Annotated in this window: 15 protein-coding genes and 1 pseudogene; 9 read left to right on the forward strand and 7 right to left on the reverse strand. The window is 72.5% G+C overall.

From position 1 onward, the window contains the following. Nucleotides 1-29 precede the first annotated feature (29 nt). The 4 genes and pseudogenes from ACIRPU_RS25790 to ACIRPU_RS25805 form a co-directional block, all read right to left on the reverse strand. Nucleotides 30-191, reverse strand: a pseudogene (locus ACIRPU_RS25790) (two-component sensor histidine kinase); the annotation flags it as partial. 183 nt (nucleotides 192-374) lie between these two features. Continuing rightward, complete coding sequence (locus tag ACIRPU_RS25795) at nucleotides 375-1,601, reverse strand: MFS transporter (protein ID WP_403871369.1); 1,227 nt, start codon at nucleotides 1,599-1,601, stop codon at nucleotides 375-377. Nucleotides 1,602-2,061: 460 nt separating this feature from the next. Continuing rightward, complete coding sequence (gene meaB / locus ACIRPU_RS25800; RefSeq protein ID WP_385557803.1) at nucleotides 2,062-3,018, reverse strand: methylmalonyl Co-A mutase-associated GTPase MeaB; 957 nt, start codon at nucleotides 3,016-3,018, stop codon at nucleotides 2,062-2,064. Nucleotides 3,019-3,076: 58 nt separating this feature from the next. Beyond that, a complete protein-coding gene (locus ACIRPU_RS25805) occupies nucleotides 3,077-4,288 on the reverse strand; it encodes an acetyl-CoA C-acetyltransferase (protein ID WP_355704158.1) in 1,212 nt (403 codons plus the stop codon). 151 nt (nucleotides 4,289-4,439) lie between these two features. On the opposite strand from ACIRPU_RS25805, the gene mce reads away from it, so the two are divergent. The 7 genes from mce to ACIRPU_RS25840 all read left to right on the forward strand — a co-directional run bounded on the left by mce (nucleotide 4,440) and on the right by ACIRPU_RS25840 (nucleotide 14,221). Further along, on the forward strand, nucleotides 4,440-4,880 hold the full coding sequence (gene mce / locus ACIRPU_RS25810; protein ID WP_057603473.1) for a methylmalonyl-CoA epimerase: 441 nt from the start codon (nucleotides 4,440-4,442) through the stop codon (nucleotides 4,878-4,880). Nucleotides 4,881-5,112: 232 nt separating this feature from the next. Next, a complete protein-coding gene (gene scy, locus ACIRPU_RS25815) occupies nucleotides 5,113-8,994 on the forward strand; it encodes a polarized growth protein Scy (RefSeq protein ID WP_403871373.1) in 3,882 nt (1,293 codons plus the stop codon). A gap of 183 nt (nucleotides 8,995-9,177) precedes the next feature. Continuing rightward, nucleotides 9,178-10,116: a cellulose-binding protein gene (locus tag ACIRPU_RS25820; protein ID WP_020131158.1), complete on the forward strand. Its 939-nt coding sequence runs from the start codon at nucleotides 9,178-9,180 to the stop codon at nucleotides 10,114-10,116. Between the two features lie 85 nt (nucleotides 10,117-10,201). Then, nucleotides 10,202-11,182 (forward strand): ABC transporter ATP-binding protein, encoded by a 981-nt coding sequence (locus ACIRPU_RS25825; protein ID WP_403871376.1) that lies wholly within the window; start codon nucleotides 10,202-10,204, stop codon nucleotides 11,180-11,182. Then, nucleotides 11,182-11,952 carry an ABC transporter permease gene (locus tag ACIRPU_RS25830; RefSeq protein WP_403871379.1) on the forward strand — a complete coding sequence of 257 codons (771 nt, stop codon included), beginning with the start codon at nucleotides 11,182-11,184 and terminating at the stop codon, nucleotides 11,950-11,952. The genes ACIRPU_RS25825 and ACIRPU_RS25830 overlap by 1 nt, the downstream gene beginning before the upstream one ends. Nucleotides 11,953-12,062: 110 nt before the next feature. Next, nucleotides 12,063-13,343: an ABC transporter ATP-binding protein gene (locus ACIRPU_RS25835; RefSeq protein WP_403871382.1), complete on the forward strand. Its 1,281-nt coding sequence runs from the start codon at nucleotides 12,063-12,065 to the stop codon at nucleotides 13,341-13,343. Next, the gene (locus ACIRPU_RS25840) at nucleotides 13,340-14,221 is read left to right on the forward strand and encodes an ABC transporter permease subunit (protein WP_403871385.1); all 882 of its coding nucleotides are present in this window, start codon (nucleotides 13,340-13,342) and stop codon (nucleotides 14,219-14,221) included. The genes ACIRPU_RS25835 and ACIRPU_RS25840 overlap by 4 nt, the downstream gene beginning before the upstream one ends. 16 nt (nucleotides 14,222-14,237) lie before the next feature. On the opposite strand, the gene ACIRPU_RS25845 is transcribed toward ACIRPU_RS25840, so the two are convergent. Beyond that, nucleotides 14,238-14,570, reverse strand: coding sequence for an ATP/GTP-binding protein (locus ACIRPU_RS25845; protein ID WP_403871388.1), 333 nt, complete (start codon nucleotides 14,568-14,570; stop codon nucleotides 14,238-14,240). Between the two features lie 222 nt (nucleotides 14,571-14,792). On the opposite strand from ACIRPU_RS25845, the gene ACIRPU_RS25850 reads away from it, so the two are divergent. Continuing rightward, complete coding sequence (locus ACIRPU_RS25850) at nucleotides 14,793-15,821, forward strand: LLM class flavin-dependent oxidoreductase (protein WP_355704151.1); 1,029 nt, start codon at nucleotides 14,793-14,795, stop codon at nucleotides 15,819-15,821. Between the two features lie 83 nt (nucleotides 15,822-15,904). Here the strand turns inward: ACIRPU_RS25850 and ACIRPU_RS25855 are convergent, their stop codons facing one another. Next, complete coding sequence (locus ACIRPU_RS25855) at nucleotides 15,905-16,297, reverse strand: SCO5389 family protein (protein WP_355704150.1); 393 nt, start codon at nucleotides 16,295-16,297, stop codon at nucleotides 15,905-15,907. A 310-nt stretch (nucleotides 16,298-16,607) separates the two neighbouring features. Between ACIRPU_RS25855 and nucS the strand changes: the two genes are divergently transcribed. Next, nucleotides 16,608-17,279, forward strand: coding sequence for an endonuclease NucS (nucS, locus tag ACIRPU_RS25860; RefSeq protein WP_355704149.1), 672 nt, complete (start codon nucleotides 16,608-16,610; stop codon nucleotides 17,277-17,279). A gap of 103 nt (nucleotides 17,280-17,382) precedes the next feature. On the opposite strand, the gene ACIRPU_RS25865 is transcribed toward nucS, so the two are convergent. Further along, nucleotides 17,383-19,983: an ATP-binding protein gene (locus ACIRPU_RS25865; RefSeq protein WP_403871393.1), complete on the reverse strand. Its 2,601-nt coding sequence runs from the start codon at nucleotides 19,981-19,983 to the stop codon at nucleotides 17,383-17,385. Between the last annotated feature and the right edge of the window lie 175 nt (nucleotides 19,984-20,158).

The following is a 20,158-nucleotide window of genomic DNA, read 5'->3' on the forward strand; positions in this document are numbered from 1 at the left end:
GATCGGTTCAGGCGATCGGTCCAGCCGATCGACAGGCGGAGCTCGAACAGGGCTCCGCCTGTCGGCGTCTCACGGACCGTGAGCGTGCCACCGTGCCGAACGGCCACGTCCCGGGCGCTCGCCGGGCCCAGCCCCGCCCCGCCGCCGTCACGGCCGCGTACGTCGTCGGGCCGTACGGAGCGCTCGCACACGCCGGGCACCGTCGTCGGCGCCGACCGGACCGTCGGCGTGCATCGCGACACCGACCTGGACGACGACGACCGCGCCGCGGTGTGGGGCGTGGACGCCGCCACGGCCGGCGAGTGGCAGGCCGAGGTGCGCAGGGGCAAGGTCACCCGGCCCCTCGACGACCGACCGGGCGGGCGCCGCGGCCGTCAGGCGAGGGGCATGAGATCGCGCGTGCCCCTCCGGGCGCCTCCGGCGACGGCCGCCGCCGTCATCAGCACCACCGCTCCGGTCAGCGCGAAGCACACCGCCACCGGCAGCCCCCCGGCCAGCGCTCCGGCGACCGCCGTGCCGGCCGTACTGCCCGCGTTGACGGCCGTGTTGACCCACGCCCCGGCCCGCACCCGGGCCTGCGGCGCGGCGATCTCGTCGGCGATGAGGTAGGCCGTGGTGATCGCCGGCGACACGAAGAACCCGGCGGCCGCGACGGCGACGGCGAGCGTGCCGAGCCCCGGCGCGAGTCCCGCACCGCACAGCGTCAGACCGAGTCCCGCCGTGAGCAGCGGCAGCCGCGCCCCGGCCGACGCCCGCCAGGTGACGGCCCCGTTGAGCAGCCCGCCGACGGCGCTGCCTGCCGACAGCGCGGCCAGCACCCAGGCGGCGCTCGCCCCGCCGGTCCCGTGCCCGTGGCGCTCGGCGAACACCACGACCAGCAGATCGACCACGCCCAGCGCCAGCCCCACACCCACCATGGCGACCACCGGCCGCCCGAGCCCGCGCAGACCGCCGGCGCCGCGCCGCACGGTGGCCTTCCCCGGCTCCACCGCCCGCACGGCCGGCGAGGACAGGAACCCGGCCGTGCCCCCGGCCATCAGGACCGCCCCGACGACGATCCCCGCGGCCGGCGGGGCGAAGCCGACGAGGACTCCGACCAGCAACGGCCCGGTGACGAAGAGGAGTTCCTCGGCGACGCCGTCGAGGCTGTACGCACGCTGGAGCAGGGCGCGGTCCGGGGTGAGCCTCCCCCAGACCGCCCGCATGGTGGGGCCCAGCGGCGGCACACAGGCGCCCGCGGTGGCGGCGAGGGCGCCCAGCACGGGGGCCGGGGCGCCGGACGGGCGCGCGAGGGCCAGGGTCAGCAGGGCGAGCACCGCGAGGTAGGCGGCGGTCATCGGAAGGAGTGCCCGGCGTGGCCCGTGCCGGTCGATGAGGGCCGCCCTCGCGGGCGACAGGAAGACGGTGGTGGCCCCGAACAGGGCCATCACGGTGCCCGCCACCGCGTACGAGCCCGAGGAGCGGGTCACGGCGAGCATCAGGGACAGCGGGACGATCCCGTACGACAGCCGTCCGGTCAGCGCGGCGGCGAAGGTACGGCGGGCGTGCGGAACGCGCAGGACGACGGCATACGAGGGCCGCAGGGCAGGCGAAGCGGACATGAGGAGTTCCTCGACTCATGGCAGGAGAAAAAGGGGACGCCTGATCGCCGCGAGCGGGGCGGCCGTACGCCGCTCACCGATCACGGGCCGAGGCGGGCCCTATGCCAAGAGAAGGAACATGAACGCGACCGTATCAGCGCGGCCCGGAGCCCGACGAGGCCTTTCGCGACGAGCGCGCCCCCGCGTCCGGAGCGCGCCGAAGCACCGCGGGCCCACAACACGTGCCGCACACCGATGACCGCCGCGCAGGCACCCCCGCCGACGCCCGCATCGCCGCCCCGCTCCTCGGGCCTCGGGCCGCCCCGAGCTTCCCGCGTCCGGAGCGCGCCGAAGCACCGCCCGGCCGCATCCCGTGCCGCTCCGAGGTGACCGCCGGGCAGGCACCCCGCCGGCCTCCGCGCAGCCGCCTCGCCTCGGGCGCTTTCCTCGGGCGGCCCGTGCTTCCCGCGTCAGCCCTGGGTCAGCCTTGGGTCAGCCCCGCCACCAGTTCGTCCGCAGCCCGGTAGGGGTCCAGTTCGCCGGCGACGATGCGCTCGGCGAGCGTGCTCAGCCGGCGGTCGCCGTGCAGGTCCCCGATGCGTTCGCGCAGGGCCGTGACGGCGATCGTCTCGACCTCGCGGGCCGCGCGGGAGCGGCGCCGCTCGGTGAGGACGCCGTGCTCCTCCATCCACGCGCGGTGCTTCTCCAGCGCCTCGACGACCTCGTCGATGCCCTCGGCGCGGGCGGCGACCGTCTTCACGATCGGCGGGCGCCAGTCCCCGGGACCGCGGGCCTCTCCGAGGCCGAGCATGTGATTCAGCTCACGGGCGGTGGCGTCGGCGCCGTCCCGGTCCGCCTTGTTGACGACGTAGACGTCGCCGATCTCCAGGATCCCGGCCTTGGCCGCCTGGATGCCGTCGCCCATGCCGGGGGCCAGCAGGACGACGCTGGTGTCCGCCTGCGACGCGATCTCGACCTCCGACTGACCGACGCCGACCGTCTCTACCAGGATCACGTCGCAGCCCGCCGCGTCCAGCACCCGGATCGCCTGCGGGGCCGACCAGGCGAGGCCGCCCAGATGGCCGCGGGTGGCCATCGAGCGGATGTACACGCCGGGGTCGGAGGCGTGCTCCGACATCCGGACGCGGTCGCCGAGCAGGGCGCCGCCGGAGAACGGCGAGGACGGGTCGACGGCCAGCACCCCGACCCGCCTGCCCTGCTTGCGGTAGGCGGTGACCAGCGCGGACGTCGACGTGGACTTGCCCACGCCCGGCGAACCGGTCAGGCCCACCACATACGCGTTGCCCGTGAGCGGGGCCAGGGCCTCCATGACCTCCCTGAGCTGCGGGGACGCCCCCTCCACCAGGGAGATCAGCCGGGCCACGGCCCGTGGCCGGCCTTCCCTGGCCTGGGCGACCAGCGAGGAGACGTCCTGCATCACAGCTCCGTTCAGATCCGTTCGGGGTGAGACGTGCACGAGTCGCGGGCGACGGGGCTCAGGCCTTGGGCACCCGCACGATCAGCGCGTCACCCTGACCGCCGCCGCCGCACAGCGCGGCCGCGCCCACGCCGCCGCCCCGGCGCCTGAGCTCCAGGGCCAGGTGCAGGACGAGGCGGGCGCCGGACATCCCGATCGGGTGACCCAGGGCGATGGCGCCGCCGTTCACGTTCACCTTTTCCGTGGACACGCCGAGGTCCTTCATTGACTGCACCGCCACGGCGGCGAAGGCCTCGTTGATCTCGACCAGGTCGAGGTCGGAGACCTCCAGGCCGTCCTTCTTCAGGGCGTGCAGGATGGCGTTGGAGGGCTGGGACTGGAGCGAGTTGTCCGGCCCGGCCACATTGCCGTGGGCGCCGATCTCGGCGATCCACGAGAGGCCCAGCTGCTCTGCCTTGGCCTTGCTCATCACGACCACGGCGGCCGCGCCGTCGGAGATCTGCGAGGAGGTGCCCGCGGTGATCGTGCCGTCCTTGGTGAACGCCGGGCGGAGCTTGCCCAGGGACTCCGCGGTGGTGTCGGCGCGGATGCCCTCGTCCTTGCTGAAGACGACCGGCTCACCCTTGCGCTGCGGGATCTCGACCGGGGTGATCTCGGCCTCGAAGATGCCGTTCTTCTGCGCGGCGGCGGCCCTCTGATGGCTCAGCGCGGCGATCTCGTCCTGCTCGGGACGCGCGATCCCGAGCCGCGTGTTGTGCTTCTCCGTGGACTCGCCCATGGCGATGTTCTCGAAGGCGTCGGTGAGACCGTCGTACGCCATCGCGTCGAGCATCTCGATCGCGCCGTACTTGAAGCCCTCGCGGGACTTCGGCAGCAGGTGCGGGGCGTTGGTCATGGACTCCTGGCCGCCGGCCACCACGATGTCGAATTCACCCGCGCGGATCAGCTGGTCGGCCAGCGCGATCGCGTCGAGGCCCGACAGACACACCTTGTTGATCGTGAGCGCCGGGACGCTCATCGGGATGCCGGCCTTGACCGCGGCCTGACGGGCCGGGATCTGCCCTGCCCCGGCCTGGAGCACCTGCCCCATGATCACGTACTGCACCTGGTCGCCGCCGATCCCCGCACGGTCGAGGGCGGCCTTGATCGCGAAGCCGCCGAGGTCGGCTCCGGAGAAGGACTTCAGAGAGCCCAGCAGCCGCCCCATGGGCGTCCGCGCGCCCGCGACGATCACCGAGGTCGTGCCGTTGGAACCAGTCGATTGAGTCATGAGCTGCGATTCCCCTTACCGGCCCGCACAGGCCGAGGAGTGAACGAGGGTTTACTTCGAATGTACTGAGCGGTAGTCCGCCCCGTCACCGGCCCTTCAGTGTGATCGCGCGCACGTTGCGTAACCACGTCCGGCGCGCTGCACTAACAGCATGCTGACGCGAATCGACCACATCGGGATCGCCTGCCACGACCTCGACGCGACCGTCGAGTTCTACCGTTCCACGTACGGCTTCGAGGTGTTCCACTCCGAGGTCAACGAGGAGCAGGGCGTGCGCGAGGCCATGCTCAAGATCAACGATACGTCCGACGGCGGGGCCTCCTACCTCCAGCTCCTGGAGCCGACACGGCCGGATTCCACCGTGGCCAAGTGGCTCGACAAGAACGGCGAGGGCGTCCACCACATCGCTTTCGGTACGGCGGATGTCGACGCGGACGCCGCGGACATCAAGGACAAGGGCGTACGCGTTCTGTACGAAGAGCCGCGACGTGGCTCCATGGGGTCACGAATCACCTTCCTGCATCCCAAGGATTGCCACGGAGTACTGACAGAACTGGTCACTTCGGCGCCTGTTGAGTCACCTGAGCACTGACCCTCGTACATATGGGCCGGTAGGGTTGGGGGCGGTCGCCGCTCACACCGGGGCGACCCGGTCCTGCCGTACGGCGGCGGGACGCAGCCGGGGTCCGGGTGTCGGGGGACGAGCGTCGGGGCAGCAGCCCATGCTCCGTCGTTGATCTGACACCATTCCCCGGGAGCCCCGTTCGGCGGATGGACGGAGCTCGTACGGGAAGCTTGCGACCAGGGACGGATGGGACCGCGCAGTGCGGGGCTACGAGAGCCAGGAGCGGGAGCCGGCGGCTGACGTCGACCACCTGACTCGGTTCGAAGCCGAGATGAAGCGGCTGAAGACCGAGCGGGAAAAGGCGATCCAGCATGCCGAGGACCTCGGCTACCAGGTCGAGGTGCTGCGCGCCAAGTTGCACGAGGCGCGTCGCACCATCATGTCCCGGCCCGCCTTCGACGGCGGCGACATCGGGTACCAGGCCGAGCAGATGCTGCGTAACGCGCAGATGCAGGCCGACCAGTTGCGGCAGGACGCCGAACGGGAGCTGAGCCAGGCCCGGGCGCAGACGCAGCGGATCCTCCAGGAGCACGCCGAACAGGCGGCCCGGCTCCAGGCGGAGCTGCACCAGGAGGCGGTGGCCCGCCGCCAGCAGCTCGACCAGGAGCTGGCGGAACGCCGGCAGAACGTCGAGTCGCACGTCAACGAGAACGTGGCGTGGGCCGAGCAGTTGCGGGCCCGCACCGAGGCACAGGCCCGCCGGCTGCTCGACGAGTCGCGGGCCGAGGCCGAGCAGGCCCTGACGGCCGCCCGCGCCGAGGCCGAACGGGTGGCCACCGAGGCCCGCCAGCGGCTCCAGGCGGACGCCGAGGCGACCCGCGCGGAGGCCGAGCAGCTGCTGCTGCGGGCCCGCACGGACGCCGAGCGGCTGCTGAACGCCGCCTCCAGCCAGGCCCAGGAGGCCAGCGACCACGCCGAGCAGCTGCGCACCTCCACCGCCACGGAGTCCGACGCGGCCCGCCGGCAGGCCGGTGAGCTCAGCCGCGCCGCCGAGCAGCGCATGTCCGAGGCCGAGGAGGCGCTGCGCAAGGCGCAGGCCGAGGCCGACAAGGTGCTCGCGGAGGCCAAGGCCACCGCCGAGAAGGCGCTCGCCGGCGCGGAGGCGGCCAAGGAGCAGCGCACCCGTACGGCGAAGGAGCAGGTCGCCCGGCTGGTCAGCGAGGCCACCAAGGAGGCCGAGGCCACCAAGGCGGACGCCGAGCAGCTCGTCGCCGACGCCCGCAGCGAGGCCGAGAAGATCGTCGCGGAGGCCTCCGAGAAGGCCCGCACGCTCACGGCCGAGGAGAGCGCGACCCAGCTGTCGAAGGCGGCGAAGACCGCCGAGGACGTCCTCATCAAGGCGCAGGAGGACGCGCAGAACACCACCAAGGCCGCCGCCGAGGAGGCCGAGCGGATCCGCCGCGAGGCGGAGACCGAGGCGGACCGGCTGCGCGCCGAGGCGCACGACATCGCCGAGCAGCTCAAGGGCTCCGCGAAGGACGACACCAAGGAGTACCGCGCCAAGACGGTCGAGCTCCAGGAGGAGGCCCGTCGGCTGCGCGGCGAGGCCGAGCAGCTGCGCGCCGACGCGGTCGCCGAGGGCGAGAAGATCCGCGCGGAGGCCCGCAAGGAGGCCGTCCAGCAGATCGAGGAGGCGGCCAGGACCGCCGAGGAGCTGCTGTCCAAGGCGAAGGCCGACGCGGACGAGCTGCGCCAGAAGGCCACGTCGGACAGCGAGAAGGTGCGCACCGAGGCCATCGAGCGCGCCACCACGCTGCGCCGGCAGGCCGAGGAGACCCTGGAGCGCACCCGCGCGGAGGCCGAGCGCCAGCGCGACGAGGCGGTGGAGCTGGCCGAGACCATCACCTCGAACGCCGAGGAGGCCGCGCGCGAACTGCGCGAGGAGACCGAACGCGGGGTCGAGGCCCGGCAGGCGGAGGCCGCCGAGGAGCTGAACCGGCTGCACACCGAGGCGGAGACCCGCCTCGCCTCCGCCGAGCAGGCGCTGACCGAGGCCCGGGAGGAGGCCGCGCGGATCCGCCGCGAGGCCGGCGAGGAGACCGACCGGCTGCGCTCGGAGGCCGCCGAGCGGATCCGCACCCTCCAGCAGCAGGCCGCCGCGGAGGTGGACCGGCTGCGCAACGAGGCCGCCGCCGACGCGTCCGCCTCGCGCGCCGAGGGCGAGGCCGTCGCCGTACGGCTGCGTTCCGAGGCCGCCGCCGAGGCGGAGCGGCTGAAGTCGGAGGCACAGGACACCGCCGACCGTGTGCGCGCGGAGGCGCAGGCCGCCGCCGAGCGGCTGGCCACCGAGGCGTCCGAGACGCTGGCCGCCGCCCAGGAGGAGGCGCTCCGGCGCCGCCGCGAGGCCGAGGAGCTCCTCGGTTCCGCCCGCCAGGAGGCCGACCAGGAACGCGAGCAGGCCCGTCGGCAGAGCGAGGAACTGCTGGCCTCTGCGCGCAAGCGCGTGGAGGAGGCGCAGACCGAGGCCGTCCGGCTGGTCGAGGAGGCCGACCGGCGCGCGGGCGAGATGGTGTCGGCGGCGGAGCAGCACGCGCAGCAGGTGCGGGAGTCCGTCGCCGGGCTGCACGAGCAGGCGCAGGACGAGATCAACGGGCTGCGTTCCGCCGCCGAGCACGCGGCGGAACGTACCCGGCGCGAGGCCGAGGAGGAGGCGGACCGGGTCCGTTCCGACGCCTACGCGGTGCAGGAGCGGGCTGCCGAGGACGCGAACCGGGTCCGGCGTGAGGCGAGCGAGGCGTCGGAGGCCGCGCAGGCGCTGGCCGAGCAGACCGTCGGCGAGGCGATCGCGGAGGCGGAGCGGCTGCGCTCGGAGGCGTCCGCGCACGCCCAGCGGGTCCGCACCGAGGTCTCGGACGCCATCGCCCAGGCCGACCAGGACGCCTCGCGCACCCGCGCCGAGGCCCGGGACGACGCCAACCGCATCCGCTCGGACGCGGCGACGCAGGCCGACACCCTCATCACCGAGGCCCGCAACGAGGCGGAGCGGCTCCAGACGGAGACCATCGCGGAGGCCGAGCGCCTCCAGTCCGAGACGATCGCGGAGGCCGACCGGCTGCGGGCCGAGTCGGTCGCCAAGGCGGAGAAGCTGATCTCGGACGCCGCCGGGGACGCGGAGCGGCTGCGCGCCGAAGCCGCCGAGACGGTGGGTTCCGCGCAGCAGCACGCCGAGCGGATCCGCACCGAGTCCGAGCGCGTCAGGGCGACGGCGGCGGCGGAGGCCGACCGGCTGATGAGCGTCGCCCGCGAGGAGGCCGACTCGACGCTGGACGAGGCCCGCAAGGAGGCCAACAAGCGGCGCTCCGAGGCGGCCGAGCAGGTCGACACGCTCATCACGGAGACCGCGGCCGAGGCGGACAAGCTGCTCACGGAAGCACAGCAGCAGGCGCAGCAGGTCACGGCGGACGCGGAGGCGCAGGCCGACTCGATGGTCGGCGCGGCCCGCAACGAGGCCGAGCGGCTGGTCTCCGAGGCGACGGTCGACGGCAACTCCCGGGTGGAGAGGGCCCGTACGGACGCCGACGAACTGCTGGTCGGCGCCCGCCGGGACGCGACCGCGATAAGGGAGCGGGCGGAGGAGCTGCGCGACCGCATCACGCGGGAGATCGAGGGGCTGCACGAGCGGGCCCGCCGCGAGGCCGCCGAGACGATGAAGTCGACCGGCGACCGCTGCGACGCGCTCATCAAGGCGTCCGAGGAGCAACTCGCCAAGGCGCAGGCGAAGGCCAAGGAGCTGGTGTCGGACGCCAACTCCGAGGCGGGCAAGGTCCGTATCGCCGCCGTGAAGAAGGCCGAGGGGCTCCTCAAGGAGGCCGAGCAGAAGAAGGCGACGCTCGTCCGGGAGGCCGAGGAGCTCAAGGCCGAGGCGATCCGCGAGGCGCGGCGCACGGTCGAGGAGGGCAAGCGCGAGCTGGAGGTCCTGGTGCGCCGGCGTGAGGACATCAACGCCGAGATCTCCCGGGTCCAGGACGTGCTGGAGGCGCTGGAGTCCTTCGAGATCCCGACCGGCGGCAAGGACGGCGGCGTCAAGGCGAGCGCCACGATCGGAGCGCCTCGATCGGGTGGGAAGCCCTCGGACGGCTAGCGGAATGTGTGAATTGCGTTAAAGTCTGGTGCCTTTGACCGGAGCTTTGGCAAGCGGTCTGCCGCTCAGCCACCCAAAAGGGGTCTCATTCTCCAGATCAAACACGTATACGCTCGATGACACACCGTTCAGGCCCCTAGGATTCCACCTATCACCTCACCGGTCTCATTCGACAGGAACCCCATGAGCGACACTTCCCCCTACGGCTTCGAGCTTGTGCGGCGTGGGTACGACCGCGCTCAGGTGGACGAACGCATCTCGAAGCTCGTCTCCGACCGTGACAGCGCTCTGGCTCGTATCACTGCTCTGGAAAAGCGCATCGAGGAGCTCCACCTCGAGACGCAGAACGCCCAGGCCCAGGTAAGCGACGCGGAACCGTCGTACGCCGGTCTCGGCGCGCGTGTCGAGAAGATCCTCCGCCTCGCCGAGGAAGAGGCCAAGGACCTGCGCGAAGAGGCCCGTCGCGCGGCCGAGCAGCACCGTGAGCTGGCCGAGTCGGCGGCTCAGCAGGTGCGCAACGACGCAGAATCGTTCGCTGCGGAGCGCAAGGCGAAGTCCGAGGACGAGGGCGTCCGGATCGTCGAGAAGGCCAAGAGCGACGCGTCGCAGCTGCGGTCCGAGGCGCAGAAGGACGCGCAGTCGAAGCGTGAGGAGGCGGACGCCCTCTTCGAGGAGACCCGCGCCAAGGCCGCGCAGGCCGCCGCCGACTTCGAGACCAACCTCGCCAAGCGCCGCGAGCAGTCGGAGCGCGACCTGGCGTCCCGCCAGCAGAAGGCGGAGAAGCGTCTCGCGGAGATCGAGCACCGCGCGGAGCAGCTTCGCCTGGAGGCCGAGAAGCTGCGCACCGACGCCGAGCGCCGGGCCCGTCAGACCGTCGAGACGGCGCAGCGCCAGGCCGAGGACATCGTGGCCGACGCCAACGCCAAGGCGGACCGGATCCGTTCCGAATCCGAGCGCGAGCTGGCGGCCCTCACCAACCGCCGCGACAGCATCAACGCCCAGCTGACGAACGTCCGCGAGATGCTCGCCACGCTGACCGGCGCCGCGGTGGCCGCGGCCGGTACGCCGTCCACGGACGACGAGCCGATCTCCCGCGGGGTCCCGGCTCAGCAGTCCCGGTAACGTCCACGGGTACGGCGAAAGAACATCGGCGAAGCCCTCCGCCACTCCGGTGGCAGAGGGCTTTGTCGCGCTTTAGCGTGGCCGCATGATCGAGCTGTCGGGCCTGACGAAGCGGTACGGCGAGAAGGTCGCGGTGAACAACCTCACCTTCACCGTCAGACCGGGCATCGTCACGGGCTTCCTCGGTCCCAACGGCGCCGGCAAGTCCACGACCATGCGGATGCTGCTGGGCCTCGACCGGCCGACCGCCGGGGACGTCCGGATCGACGGGCAGCACTACGACCGGCTGAAGGACCCCCTCAAGTACATCGGCGCCCTGCTGGACGCCAAGGCCATGCACGGCGGGCGCAGCGCCTTCAACCATCTGCTGTGCCTGGCGCAGAGCAACGGCATCCCGAAGAGCCGGGTGCACGAGGTGCTGGACACGGTCGGTCTCACCTCCGTGGCGAGGAAGAAGGCCAAGGGGTTCTCGCTGGGCATGGGGCAGCGGCTGGGGATCGCGGGCGCGCTCCTCGGCGACCCCCGGATCCTGATGTTCGACGAACCGGTCAACGGCCTCGACCCCGAGGGCATCCACTGGATCCGCAACCTGATGAAGTCGCTCGCCGCGCAGGGGCGGACCGTGTTCGTCTCCTCCCATCTCATGAGCGAGATGGCGCTGACCGCCGATCACCTCGTCGTCATCGGGCAGGGCCGGCTGCTCGCCGACACCTCGATGGCCGACTTCATCGCGCAGAACTCGCGCTCGTACGTCCGTATCCGCACCCCGCAGCGGGAGCGGCTGCTGGACGTGCTGCACGGCGCCGGGGTCCTGGTCGTCGAGACCGGCAGCGGGGTGCTGGAGGTCGACGGCGACAAGTCCGAGCACATCGGGGAGCTGGCCGCGCAGCACCAGCTCGTGCTGCACGAGCTGAGCCCCCAGCGGGCCTCCCTGGAGGAGGCGTTCATGCAGCTGACCGCGGAGTCGGTGGAGTATCACGCGCACACGGACACGCCCCCCGGGCCGCTCGAGCGGCCCGAGCAGCCCGGACCGCAGTGGGGCGACGACTGGACGAGGAGCCGATGATGGCGGCGACCCAGGTCATCCGGTCCGAGTGGACCAAGATCCGGTCGGTGGCCTCCACCGTGTGGACGCTCTCCCTCGCCGTGGTCGTGACCGTCGCCCTCGGCATGCTGATCTCGGCGTTCACGGGCAACGAGTTCGACAACATGAGCCGCGACGACCGGCTCTCCTTCGACCCCACCTTCATCAGCTTCGCCGGGATGAGCCTCGGCCAGCTCGCGATGATCGTGTTCGGGGTGCTGGTGGTGTCGAACGAGTACAGCACCGGCATGATCCGCACCTCGCTGGCCGCCGTGCCGCAGCGTGGCACCTTGCTTTTCAGCAAGATCGCGGTGGCCACCGGGCTGGCGCTGGCCGTCGGGCTCGCCACCAGCTTCGTCACGTTCTTCCTGGGGCAGGCCATGCTCGGCTCCCACAAGGCGTCGATCGGGGACAGCGGCGTCCTGCGGGCGGTCATCGGCGGCGGTCTGTACATGACGCTCATCGCCGTGTTCTCGATGGGCGTGGCCACGATGCTGCGCTCGCCGATGCTGTCGCTCGGCATCCTGATGCCGTTCTTCTTCCTGATCTCCAACATCCTCGGCAACGTCTCCGCGACGAAGAAGATCGGCCGGTATCTGCCCGACCAGGCCGGCAGCAAGATCATGCAGGTGGTCACGCCGATCGACGACGACACCCCGTACGGGCCCTGGGGCGGGTTCGGAATCATGGCGCTGTGGGCCCTCGCCGCGCTGGCGGGCGGCTATCTCCTGCTGAAGAAACGCGACGCGTAACGCTTTGGGCTTTGCTTTCATTTGAGCGGAACCGTCAGCGCCCCGATAGTCTCCTAACCCTTACGGGGGCGTGTGCCCTGCTGTCCTGAACCTTTCGATGGGTGCGGAGCATGATCGAAGCAGTCGGCCTGACCAAGCGCTATGGCGACAAGACCGCTGTGTACAACCTTTCCTTCCAGGTACGGCCCGGTGCCGTCACCGGCTTCCTCGGGCCGAACGGCTCGGGCAAGTCGACGACCATGCGGATGATCCTGGGCCTGGACAACCCGACCTCCGGGACGGTGACGATCGGCGGCTACCCGTACCGCAAGCTGCCGAACGCCGCCCGCCAGGTGGGCGCCCTGCTGGACGCCAAGGCCGTGCACGGCGGCCGGCACGCCCGCAACCACCTGCTGAGCCTGGCCCAGCTGTCCGGCATCCCGGCCCGGCGGGTCGACGAGGTGCTCGGCGTGGTCGGCCTCCAGGACGTGGCGCGCAAGCGCTCCAAGGGCTTCTCCCTGGGCATGGGCCAGCGGCTCGGCATCGCGGCCGCGCTGCTCGGCGACCCGCAGGTGCTGCTCTTCGACGAGCCGGTCAACGGCCTCGACCCCGAGGGCATCCTCTGGGTGCGCAACCTGATGAAGTCGCTGGCCGCCGAGGGCCGCACGGTGTTCGTCTCCTCCCACCTCATGAGCGAGATGGCGGTGACCGCCGATCACCTGATCGTCATCGGGCGCGGGCAGCTGCTCTCCGACATGAGCGTGACGGACTTCATCTCGGCCAACTCCGCGGACTTCGCGCGCGTCCGCACCCCGCACACCGAACCGCAGCTGCGCGAGAAGCTGGCCTCCGCGCTCACCGAGGCGGGCGGCCATGTGCTGCCCGAGCAGGACGGCGCGCTGCGGGTGACCGGGCTGCCGCTGCCCCGCATCAGCGACATCGCCCACGACTCCGACGTACGCCTGTGGGAGCTGTCGCCGCACCAGGCCTCGCTGGAGGAGGCGTACATGCGGATGACGCAGGGCGCCGTCGACTACCGGTCGACCATCGACCAGAAGGCCGGCCTCCAGCAGCAGCTGCCGCCCGGCGCGCAGCCGCCGATGCCGGTGCCGGGCCAGGGCCAGCCGGGCTGGTACGCCCCGCCGCCCCCGCAGCACCCCGGCTACGCGCCCCCGCAGCCGGCCCAGACGCCTCCGGCGGCCCCCTACGGGACGTACGGCGCGCCCGCGGCACCCGGCGCGGCACCCGGCCCGAACGGGGCCAACCCGTACGCGCAGGCGCCCGCACAGGCCCCGGCCCAGCCGACCGCCCCGGCCCCGTCGCCGACGGCGGCACCGCCCGCACCGGCCCCGGCAGCTCCCGCCGCATCCGCCCCCGACGCCGCCCCGACCAAGTCCGAGGACGCCCGATGAGCACCCCGCAGCACCCGTCGCCGCAGGCCGCGCCCGCCTGGCAGGGGGCGCCCGGTCCCGCGTACGCCGCGGCCGGCCCCGCCTACACCTCGCCGATCCCGATCGTGCGCACGCACCTCGGGCACGCCGTCGCCTCGGAGTGGACGAAGATCCGGTCGGTGCGCTCCACGATGTGGACGCTGGGCGTGTTCGTGCTGCTCGTCGTCGGCATCGGGCTGCTGGCCGGCGCGGTCGTCGCCGCCAACGCGACCGAGGAAGACCTCGCGGGCGACACCGCCCTGTCGTTCGGCTTCTTCGGACTGCTCCTGGGCAGCATGTGCATCATCACGCTCGGCGTGCTGACCACCGCCTCGGAGTACGGCACCGGCATGATCCGCACGACGATGGTGGCCTGCCCGTCCCGCGGCCGGGTGCTCGCCGCGAAGGCGGTCGTGTTCTTCGCCGTCGCGTTCGTCGTGACGCTCGTGTCCTCGACCTTCGTCGCCATGGTGGACGTGGGCATGCTGGGCGACGCCCGGCAGCCGACCGGCTCGGAGTGGCTCAAGGCCACCTTCGGCGTGTCCCTCTACATCGCGCTGCTCGGGCTGATCTCGCTGGCCGTCGGCTCGATCATCCGGCACTCGGCCGGCGCCATCACCATCATGATCGGCGTCCTGCTGGCCCCGCTGGTCATCGCGATCTTCATGTTCTCGTCCTCGCTGGAGGACCTGCGCCAGGCCCTGTTCGAGTACTCGATCCCGAACCAGCTGAGCGTCTTCTACTCGACCTCGCTCAGCGACAGCGGCCCGAGCGGCTGGGACCCGCTGTGGATCGCGCTCGGCGTGACCGCCGTCGTGCTCGGCGGCGCCTTCGCCCTGCTGGAGAAGCGCGACGTCTGACGGCTGAGGGACAGCCCTAGAACTTCGGCGCGTTACGGGACCGCCGCACCCCCGGGGTGCGGCGGTCCCGCGCGTTCCAGCACGCCTTGTGCCAGTGCCGGCGGTCGTCGACGCCCGCGTGCTCGGGCCAGACGACGACATGCGGCACGCCGTCCGGGATCAGCTGGTCGCAGCCGGGGCACCGGTACGCCTTGCCCTGGGCGCTCGCGCCCGCCACGTGCCGCACGCTCCACTGCTCGCCCTGCCAGCCCTCCGCCGACTGCCAGCCGCCGTAACGGCTCGTGCGGTCGTCCTCGGCGCTCTGGCCGGACGGGTCCTCACCCTTGGGTCGGTTGCGACGCGGGGACACGGGACACCTCACGGGGCTATACAGGGAGCAGGATTGGTCTCCAGCCTACGCGGCGTGCGCGCGGGTATCCGTAGGGCAGCGAGCCCCACAAGTCGCCCTCCCCGACGCCCCATTCTCCAGACAATCCGCAAATCTCTCCGCCAGGCCGTGTCCTCGGCACGTGTCAGACGGTTATGCCGGGTGGGGGAGCTCCGTGTCGGAGCCAAGGAAGCAGGAAAGTCCATGCGCGTTGGAAGTTTCGTGTTGGGAGCCCAGTTCCCCGGCCAGGGTCAGGGCGAGGCGCTGCACCGCGCGGTCCGCTCGGCCGAGGTGGCCGAGGAGGCGGGCCTCGACTCGGTCTGGCTGGCCGAGCACCACTTCGTGCCCTACGGCACGTGCCCGTCGGCGATCACGCTCGCCGCCCTGCTGCTGGGCCGCACCCGCCGCATCCGGGTCGGCACGGCGGTCAGCGTACTGCCCACCGTCCACCCGGTCGCCCTGGGCGAGCAGGCCGCCCTGCTGCACGTGACGAGCGGCGGCCGCTTCTCGCTGGGCGTGGGCCGCGGCGGCCCCTGGGTCGACCTGGAGGTGTTCGGCGCGGGGCTGGAGGCGTACGAGCGGGGGTTCCCGGAATCACTCGATCTGCTGGTGCGCTGGCTGCGCGACCCCTCGGTGGGGGCCGACGGCGAGCGGTTCCGCTTCCGTGAAGTCCCCGTCGTCCCCCGGCCGTCGGAGGCGCTCACGGACGTGTCGGGTCCGGAGGTCGTGGTCGCGTGCACCTCGCCTGCGAGCGTACGGCTGGCCGCCGAGCGCGGGCTGCCGATGCTCCTCGGCATGCACGTGGGGGACGAGGAGAAGGCCGAGATGGTCGCCGCGTGGCGGCAGTACGCGCGCGCGGCCGGGCGGTCCGGGGACGAGATCCGGGGCGCGGCGCATGTCTCGGCGGGCGTCTGCCAGATCGCGGACCGGCGCACGGACGCGGTGGAGACCCTGGTGAAGGCGATGCCGGGCTGGCTGCGGCAGGGACTCGACGCGCATGTCACCGTGGACGGCCGGGCCCGCTCGATGCGGGACCCGGTGGCATACACCGAACTGCTCTGCGGGCTGCACCCGGTGGGCACCCCGCGGCTGTGCGTCGACCGTCTCGCGGCGACCGGCGAGCGGACCGGCATCTCGCGTTTCGCCCTGCTGGTCGAAGGTTCCGGCGACCTGGCGGCCACCGAGGAGAACGTACGGCGGCTGGGCTCGGAGGTGCTCCCCCACCTCCGGTGAACAGCCCAGCCGGCCGCGAGGCTTGCCGCTCCCGTACTGATGGAACCTCCCGCGTCAGGAGCGGCAAGCAACAGGCTCACGTGTCAGCAGTCCCGGAATTCCGGGGACTGGTTCAGCACCTGGCTGCGCACCGAGGTGAAACGGGCGAGCTTCTCGTCGACAGCCGGCACCAACGGGAACACCGCCACCCGGTGGCAGTTCTGGAAGGCCAGCCGCACACCGAAGTGCCGCTGAAGCGCGCCGCGTATGGCGTCACTCGCGAGCGCTCGCAGCAACTGCCCGCGCGCCTGCTCGTCCGGCGGGGGCGTCTGGTTGTCGGCGAAGTCTCCGCCGTCCACCTTCAGCTGGGCCACCAGGGAGCTGACCATCTCCCATGCGTAGGGCAGGGAGGTCCGGACGCAGTCGACGAATTCTGCTTCGTCGACCTCGCCTCGCTCGGCCTGTTCGAGTAGGGCCGGTGAGACGTCGAGCGACATGGGTACTCCTCTCGCACCCCCGGAACAACAGGGGTTGCCGGACAGGGAAAGGGAGTTCGCATGCCGAAACACCGCACACGCTGAGTACACGCATCGCGACCTCCCGTTCACTACGGTAGGCAACGGACCGTGACCGCACCAGGAGAATGGGCACATAGGGAACCCCCAGTGGGCACACAATCGGCCACTGTCGAATGATCGTTTTCCAGGTCGAAAGGGGCGGGCCCGAAGGGGCTCCGGGTGCGGGTGGTGGTGGCGGACCGCCGGGCGAATCGCGTGCGCGGTGGGGCGTCGGATAGCGTTGCGGACCATGCGTCTCGTCATCGCCCGGTGCTCCGTGGACTACGCCGGCCGGCTCACCGCCCACCTGCCCTCCGCTCCCCGTCTCATCCTGGTGAAGGCGGACGGCAGCGTCTCGATCCATGCGGACGACCGGGCCTACAAGCCCCTGAACTGGATGTCGCCGCCCTGCACGCTGAAGGAGGGCGCGGGCGACGAGGAAGGCGTCTGGACCGTCGTCAACAAGGGCGGAGAGAAGCTCATCATCACGATGGAGGAGATCCTCCACGACTCGTCGCACGAACTCGGCGTCGATCCCGGCCTGATCAAGGACGGCGTGGAAGCACACCTCCAGGAACTGCTCGCCGACCGCATCGAGATCCTCGGCGAGGGCTACACCCTCATCCGCCGCGAGTACATGACCGCCATCGGCCCGGTCGACATCCTGTGCCGGGACGCGGAGGGGCAGACCGTCGCGGTCGAGATCAAGCGGCGCGGCGAGATCGACGGCGTCGAGCAGCTCACGCGCTATCTGGAGCTGCTGAACCGCGACCCCCATCTCGCCCCGGTCCGCGGTGTCTTCGCGGCCCAGGAGATCAAGCCCCAGGCCCGCGTGCTCGCCACGGACCGCGGCATCGGCTGCCAGGTCCTGGACTACAACGCGATGCGGGGCATCGAGGACGACAAGCTGCGCCTGTTCTGACCCCTCGTCCGTACGACATCGGTACGACCGCGTACGACATCCGTACGACGAGAAGGGCCGGGTTCCTGGAGAGGAACCCGGCCCTTCTCCTGTGTCCGGGGCTTCAGATCACCTGGTCCGGCGAAGCCGAGACAGCCGTGCCGCTGCTCTGGGACGAGCTGATCGAGCTCGCGGGCGAGGAGGACATCGAGCTGCTGGCCGAGTTCGAGGTGGGCGGGCTGGGGTCCCCGGGCGGCGGCGGGCTGCCCGTTCCGCCGGTGGGCGACGCGGACGGCGAAGGCGATGCCGAGCCCGAACCGCTGCTGGACGCGGACGGCGAGGCCGAGGGCGACCCGGAGCCCGAACTCGACGACGACGGCTTGGGCGTCGTACCGGACGACCCGCCGGTGCCCGAGCTTTGCGAGCTGCTCGCACCGGAAGACGGCTCCGCCTCCCCCGTGGAGGTCGGGTCGTCCGAGGTGCCCATCGTTCCGTCCGGGCCGGGGTCCGTCGGCCTGCTGGTCGCCTCGCCCGTGTCGGCGGAACCGCTGTCGTCGCCCGGGGTGTCCGAGTCCAGGCCGCCGTCGTCCAGGCCGGTGCTCGCGGACGGGTTGACGCCGACCCGGTCGGAGGGGTCGTCGGCGTCGTTGTTGGAGGTCGCGCCGAGCGTCACGACCGTGCCGAGGACCGCGACGAGCAGTGCGCCCGCGCCGGCCGCGACGAGGTTACGCTTGGCCAGGGCCTTCAGGCCGCCCCGGTGGTGACGGGTCGGCGGGCCGACGGGCTGACGGCGCGCGACGACGGTCTCCACCTCCGGCGGGTAGGTCGGCAGCACCGCCTGGACGCCGCGGGGCGGGGACGCCGACTCCTCGTGGCGGACGTCCGGCACCTCCTCGCCCGCTGTCGCCGCCGCGAGGCCCGGCGTGTCCCCGGAGCGGTCGGAGACCAGGGCGAGGGCGCGGCGGCCGGCGACGGTGCCGCGCTTGTCGGCGATCGCCCCACGCAGGGCGAGGGAGGCCTCCAGCTCGGAGCGGGCCCGGTCGACGTCTCCGCCGCAGAGCGCGAGGACGCCCATCTCGTGGTGGAAGTAGGCGCGGTCGGCGGACTCCCCGGCCAGCCGGGCGGCCTCGGCGCCCTCGTGCAGGGTGCTCTCCCAGGCGCTCCAGCGCAGGCCCGCGGCGAACGCGGGCGCCGCGGTGCGGGCGAGCTGGACGGCGGTGGACTCCTCGTCCTCGCCGGTCCGGGTGGTCGTGGGGACGATCACGGTGAGGGCGGCGAGCACGGCGTCGGCCTCCGCGCACACCCGCTCGGGAGTGACCGAGGGGTGCCCGGTCCACCAGGCGTAGTGCCGGGCGGCGGTGTGGGCGCGGGCTTCGACGTCGTCGGCGTATCCGGCGACCTCGAGCTGGGTCTGGACCCCGGCGGCGAGCCGGTAGCGGGTGCCGACCGGCGAGACGAGTCCGCAGGCGACCAGTTCGCCGAGGGCCGCGTCGGCGTGGGTGTCGCCGACCAGGGCGGGCAGATGGGCCTGGTGCGGGACCTCACCGTCCAGGGCGACGGCGAAGCGCAGGGTGGCGCGGGCGGAGGCGCTGAGGCGGGCGGCGAGCAGCGGCGCGGGCGCGGCGGCCTCGCCGAGGGAGGGCAGGGGTATCTCCTCGGCCTCGCCCGCTCCGGCGAGGCCGTCGACGGCATCGGCGAGCGGCCGGGCGTCCTCGAAGACACCGAACGCGTCGACCGCGTCGGCGCCGGCCCGCAGGTGGTCGCGCTGCGCGAGCAGGGCGCCGGCCTGGACGAAGCGGAGCGGCAGGCCCTCGGACTCGAACCACAGGTCGCCGGCCCAGTTGGCCTCCTCCTCGGTGAGGACGCGGCCGACGCCGCGCTCGATCACCTCGACGCCGCCCGCGCGGTCCAGTCCGGTGAGGACGACCTCCTCGACGGCGGACTCCGCGGAGGGCAGCGGGGTGTCCGGGGTGGCGCCGAGCAGGAAGGCGCACTCGGGCGTCGCGTCCAGGAGTTCGTCGAGGTCGGCGCCGCCGAGGTCGAGGTCGTCGACCACGACGACCGCGCCGATCTCGCGGACCAGGGCGCTCAGGTCGTCGCCGTCGGGGCGGTACCGGGGGGCGTCGTAGACGGCGTGGAAGAGGTCGTGCAGCAGGTCGGCCGAGGTGCGGCGGAAACCGGTGAGGCGGACGACGCCGTCGGGGGCGAGGTCCTCGCAGTCCTCGGCGACGAGGTCGAGGAGGCTGGTGCGGCCGGAGCCGGCCGGTCCGGTGAGACGGACGGAGCGGCCGCGGGCCAGCAGGCGGACCAGTTGTTCGCGTTCGTCCTGACGGCCCAGGAGCGGCTGGGCGGGCCGGGCGGTTCCGGCGGGGGCCGGCGGTCGGGCGGCGCGCTCGGCCTCGGCACGCTGCTCCGCGGTGCGCTTGGCGGGGCGCTCCGGTATGTCTCCCCCGCTCTCGGCCGCGCTCGAGCGGGAGGGGCCCCCAGGCGGGCAGAGTTCTATCTCGCTGCCGTCGACCGGGTTGACCGTGAGCAGGTGTTCGCCCGCGACGAGCCGCACGGTGCGGGCCAGGGTCGGCGTGTGCTGGCCGAAGTCCGGTGTGAGGGGGTCCCTGGACGGGCGCGGGCGCGGTGTGCCGCCTCCCCCTGTGTCGAATTCGCTCGACTGGGAGGTGCCCCCACCGTCTTGGCCGTACTCCTCGGGTCCCCGGGTGTTCGGGTCCATAGGTTCAAGCCCCCCAAAAGCGTCGTGTGGCGGTAGCCCCTCCCGGCCTTGCTGCACACTGCGCTGTCGCTTCTGGTCCGGTGCCCGCTCGAGGGCTGAGAACGGCGGGCAGACGAACCGTAAACCTTCGCACAGTATCTACGACAGCCCGGGGTGTCGGGCCGCCCGAGACGTC

This window comes from Streptomyces sp. NPDC102259, from assembly GCF_044766465.1.
Classification (GTDB): domain Bacteria; phylum Actinomycetota; class Actinomycetes; order Streptomycetales; family Streptomycetaceae; genus Streptomyces.

Bases quoted from the DNA above. Each gene is read 5' to 3' on its own strand.
- ACIRPU_RS25795 (WP_403871369.1), bottom strand. From the start codon at position 1,601: ATGTCCGCTTCGCCTGCCCTGCGGCCCTCGTATGCCGTCGTCCTGCGC.
- meaB (WP_385557803.1), bottom strand. From the start codon at position 3,018: ATGCAGGACGTCTCCTCGCTGGTCGCCCAGGCCAGGGAAGGCCGGCCA.
- ACIRPU_RS25805 (WP_355704158.1), bottom strand. From the start codon at position 4,288: ATGACTCAATCGACTGGTTCCAACGGCACGACCTCGGTGATCGTCGCG.
- mce (WP_057603473.1), top strand. From the start codon at position 4,440: ATGCTGACGCGAATCGACCACATCGGGATCGCCTGCCACGACCTCGAC.
- ACIRPU_RS25820 (WP_020131158.1), top strand. From the start codon at position 9,178: ATGAGCGACACTTCCCCCTACGGCTTCGAGCTTGTGCGGCGTGGGTAC.
- ACIRPU_RS25825 (WP_403871376.1), top strand. From the start codon at position 10,202: ATGATCGAGCTGTCGGGCCTGACGAAGCGGTACGGCGAGAAGGTCGCG.
- ACIRPU_RS25830 (WP_403871379.1), top strand. From the start codon at position 11,182: ATGGCGGCGACCCAGGTCATCCGGTCCGAGTGGACCAAGATCCGGTCG.
- ACIRPU_RS25835 (WP_403871382.1), top strand. From the start codon at position 12,063: ATGATCGAAGCAGTCGGCCTGACCAAGCGCTATGGCGACAAGACCGCT.
- ACIRPU_RS25840 (WP_403871385.1), top strand. From the start codon at position 13,340: ATGAGCACCCCGCAGCACCCGTCGCCGCAGGCCGCGCCCGCCTGGCAG.
- ACIRPU_RS25850 (WP_355704151.1), top strand. From the start codon at position 14,793: ATGCGCGTTGGAAGTTTCGTGTTGGGAGCCCAGTTCCCCGGCCAGGGT.
- ACIRPU_RS25855 (WP_355704150.1), bottom strand. From the start codon at position 16,297: ATGTCGCTCGACGTCTCACCGGCCCTACTCGAACAGGCCGAGCGAGGC.
- nucS (WP_355704149.1), top strand. From the start codon at position 16,608: ATGCGTCTCGTCATCGCCCGGTGCTCCGTGGACTACGCCGGCCGGCTC.
- ACIRPU_RS25865 (WP_403871393.1), bottom strand. From the start codon at position 19,983: ATGGACCCGAACACCCGGGGACCCGAGGAGTACGGCCAAGACGGTGGG.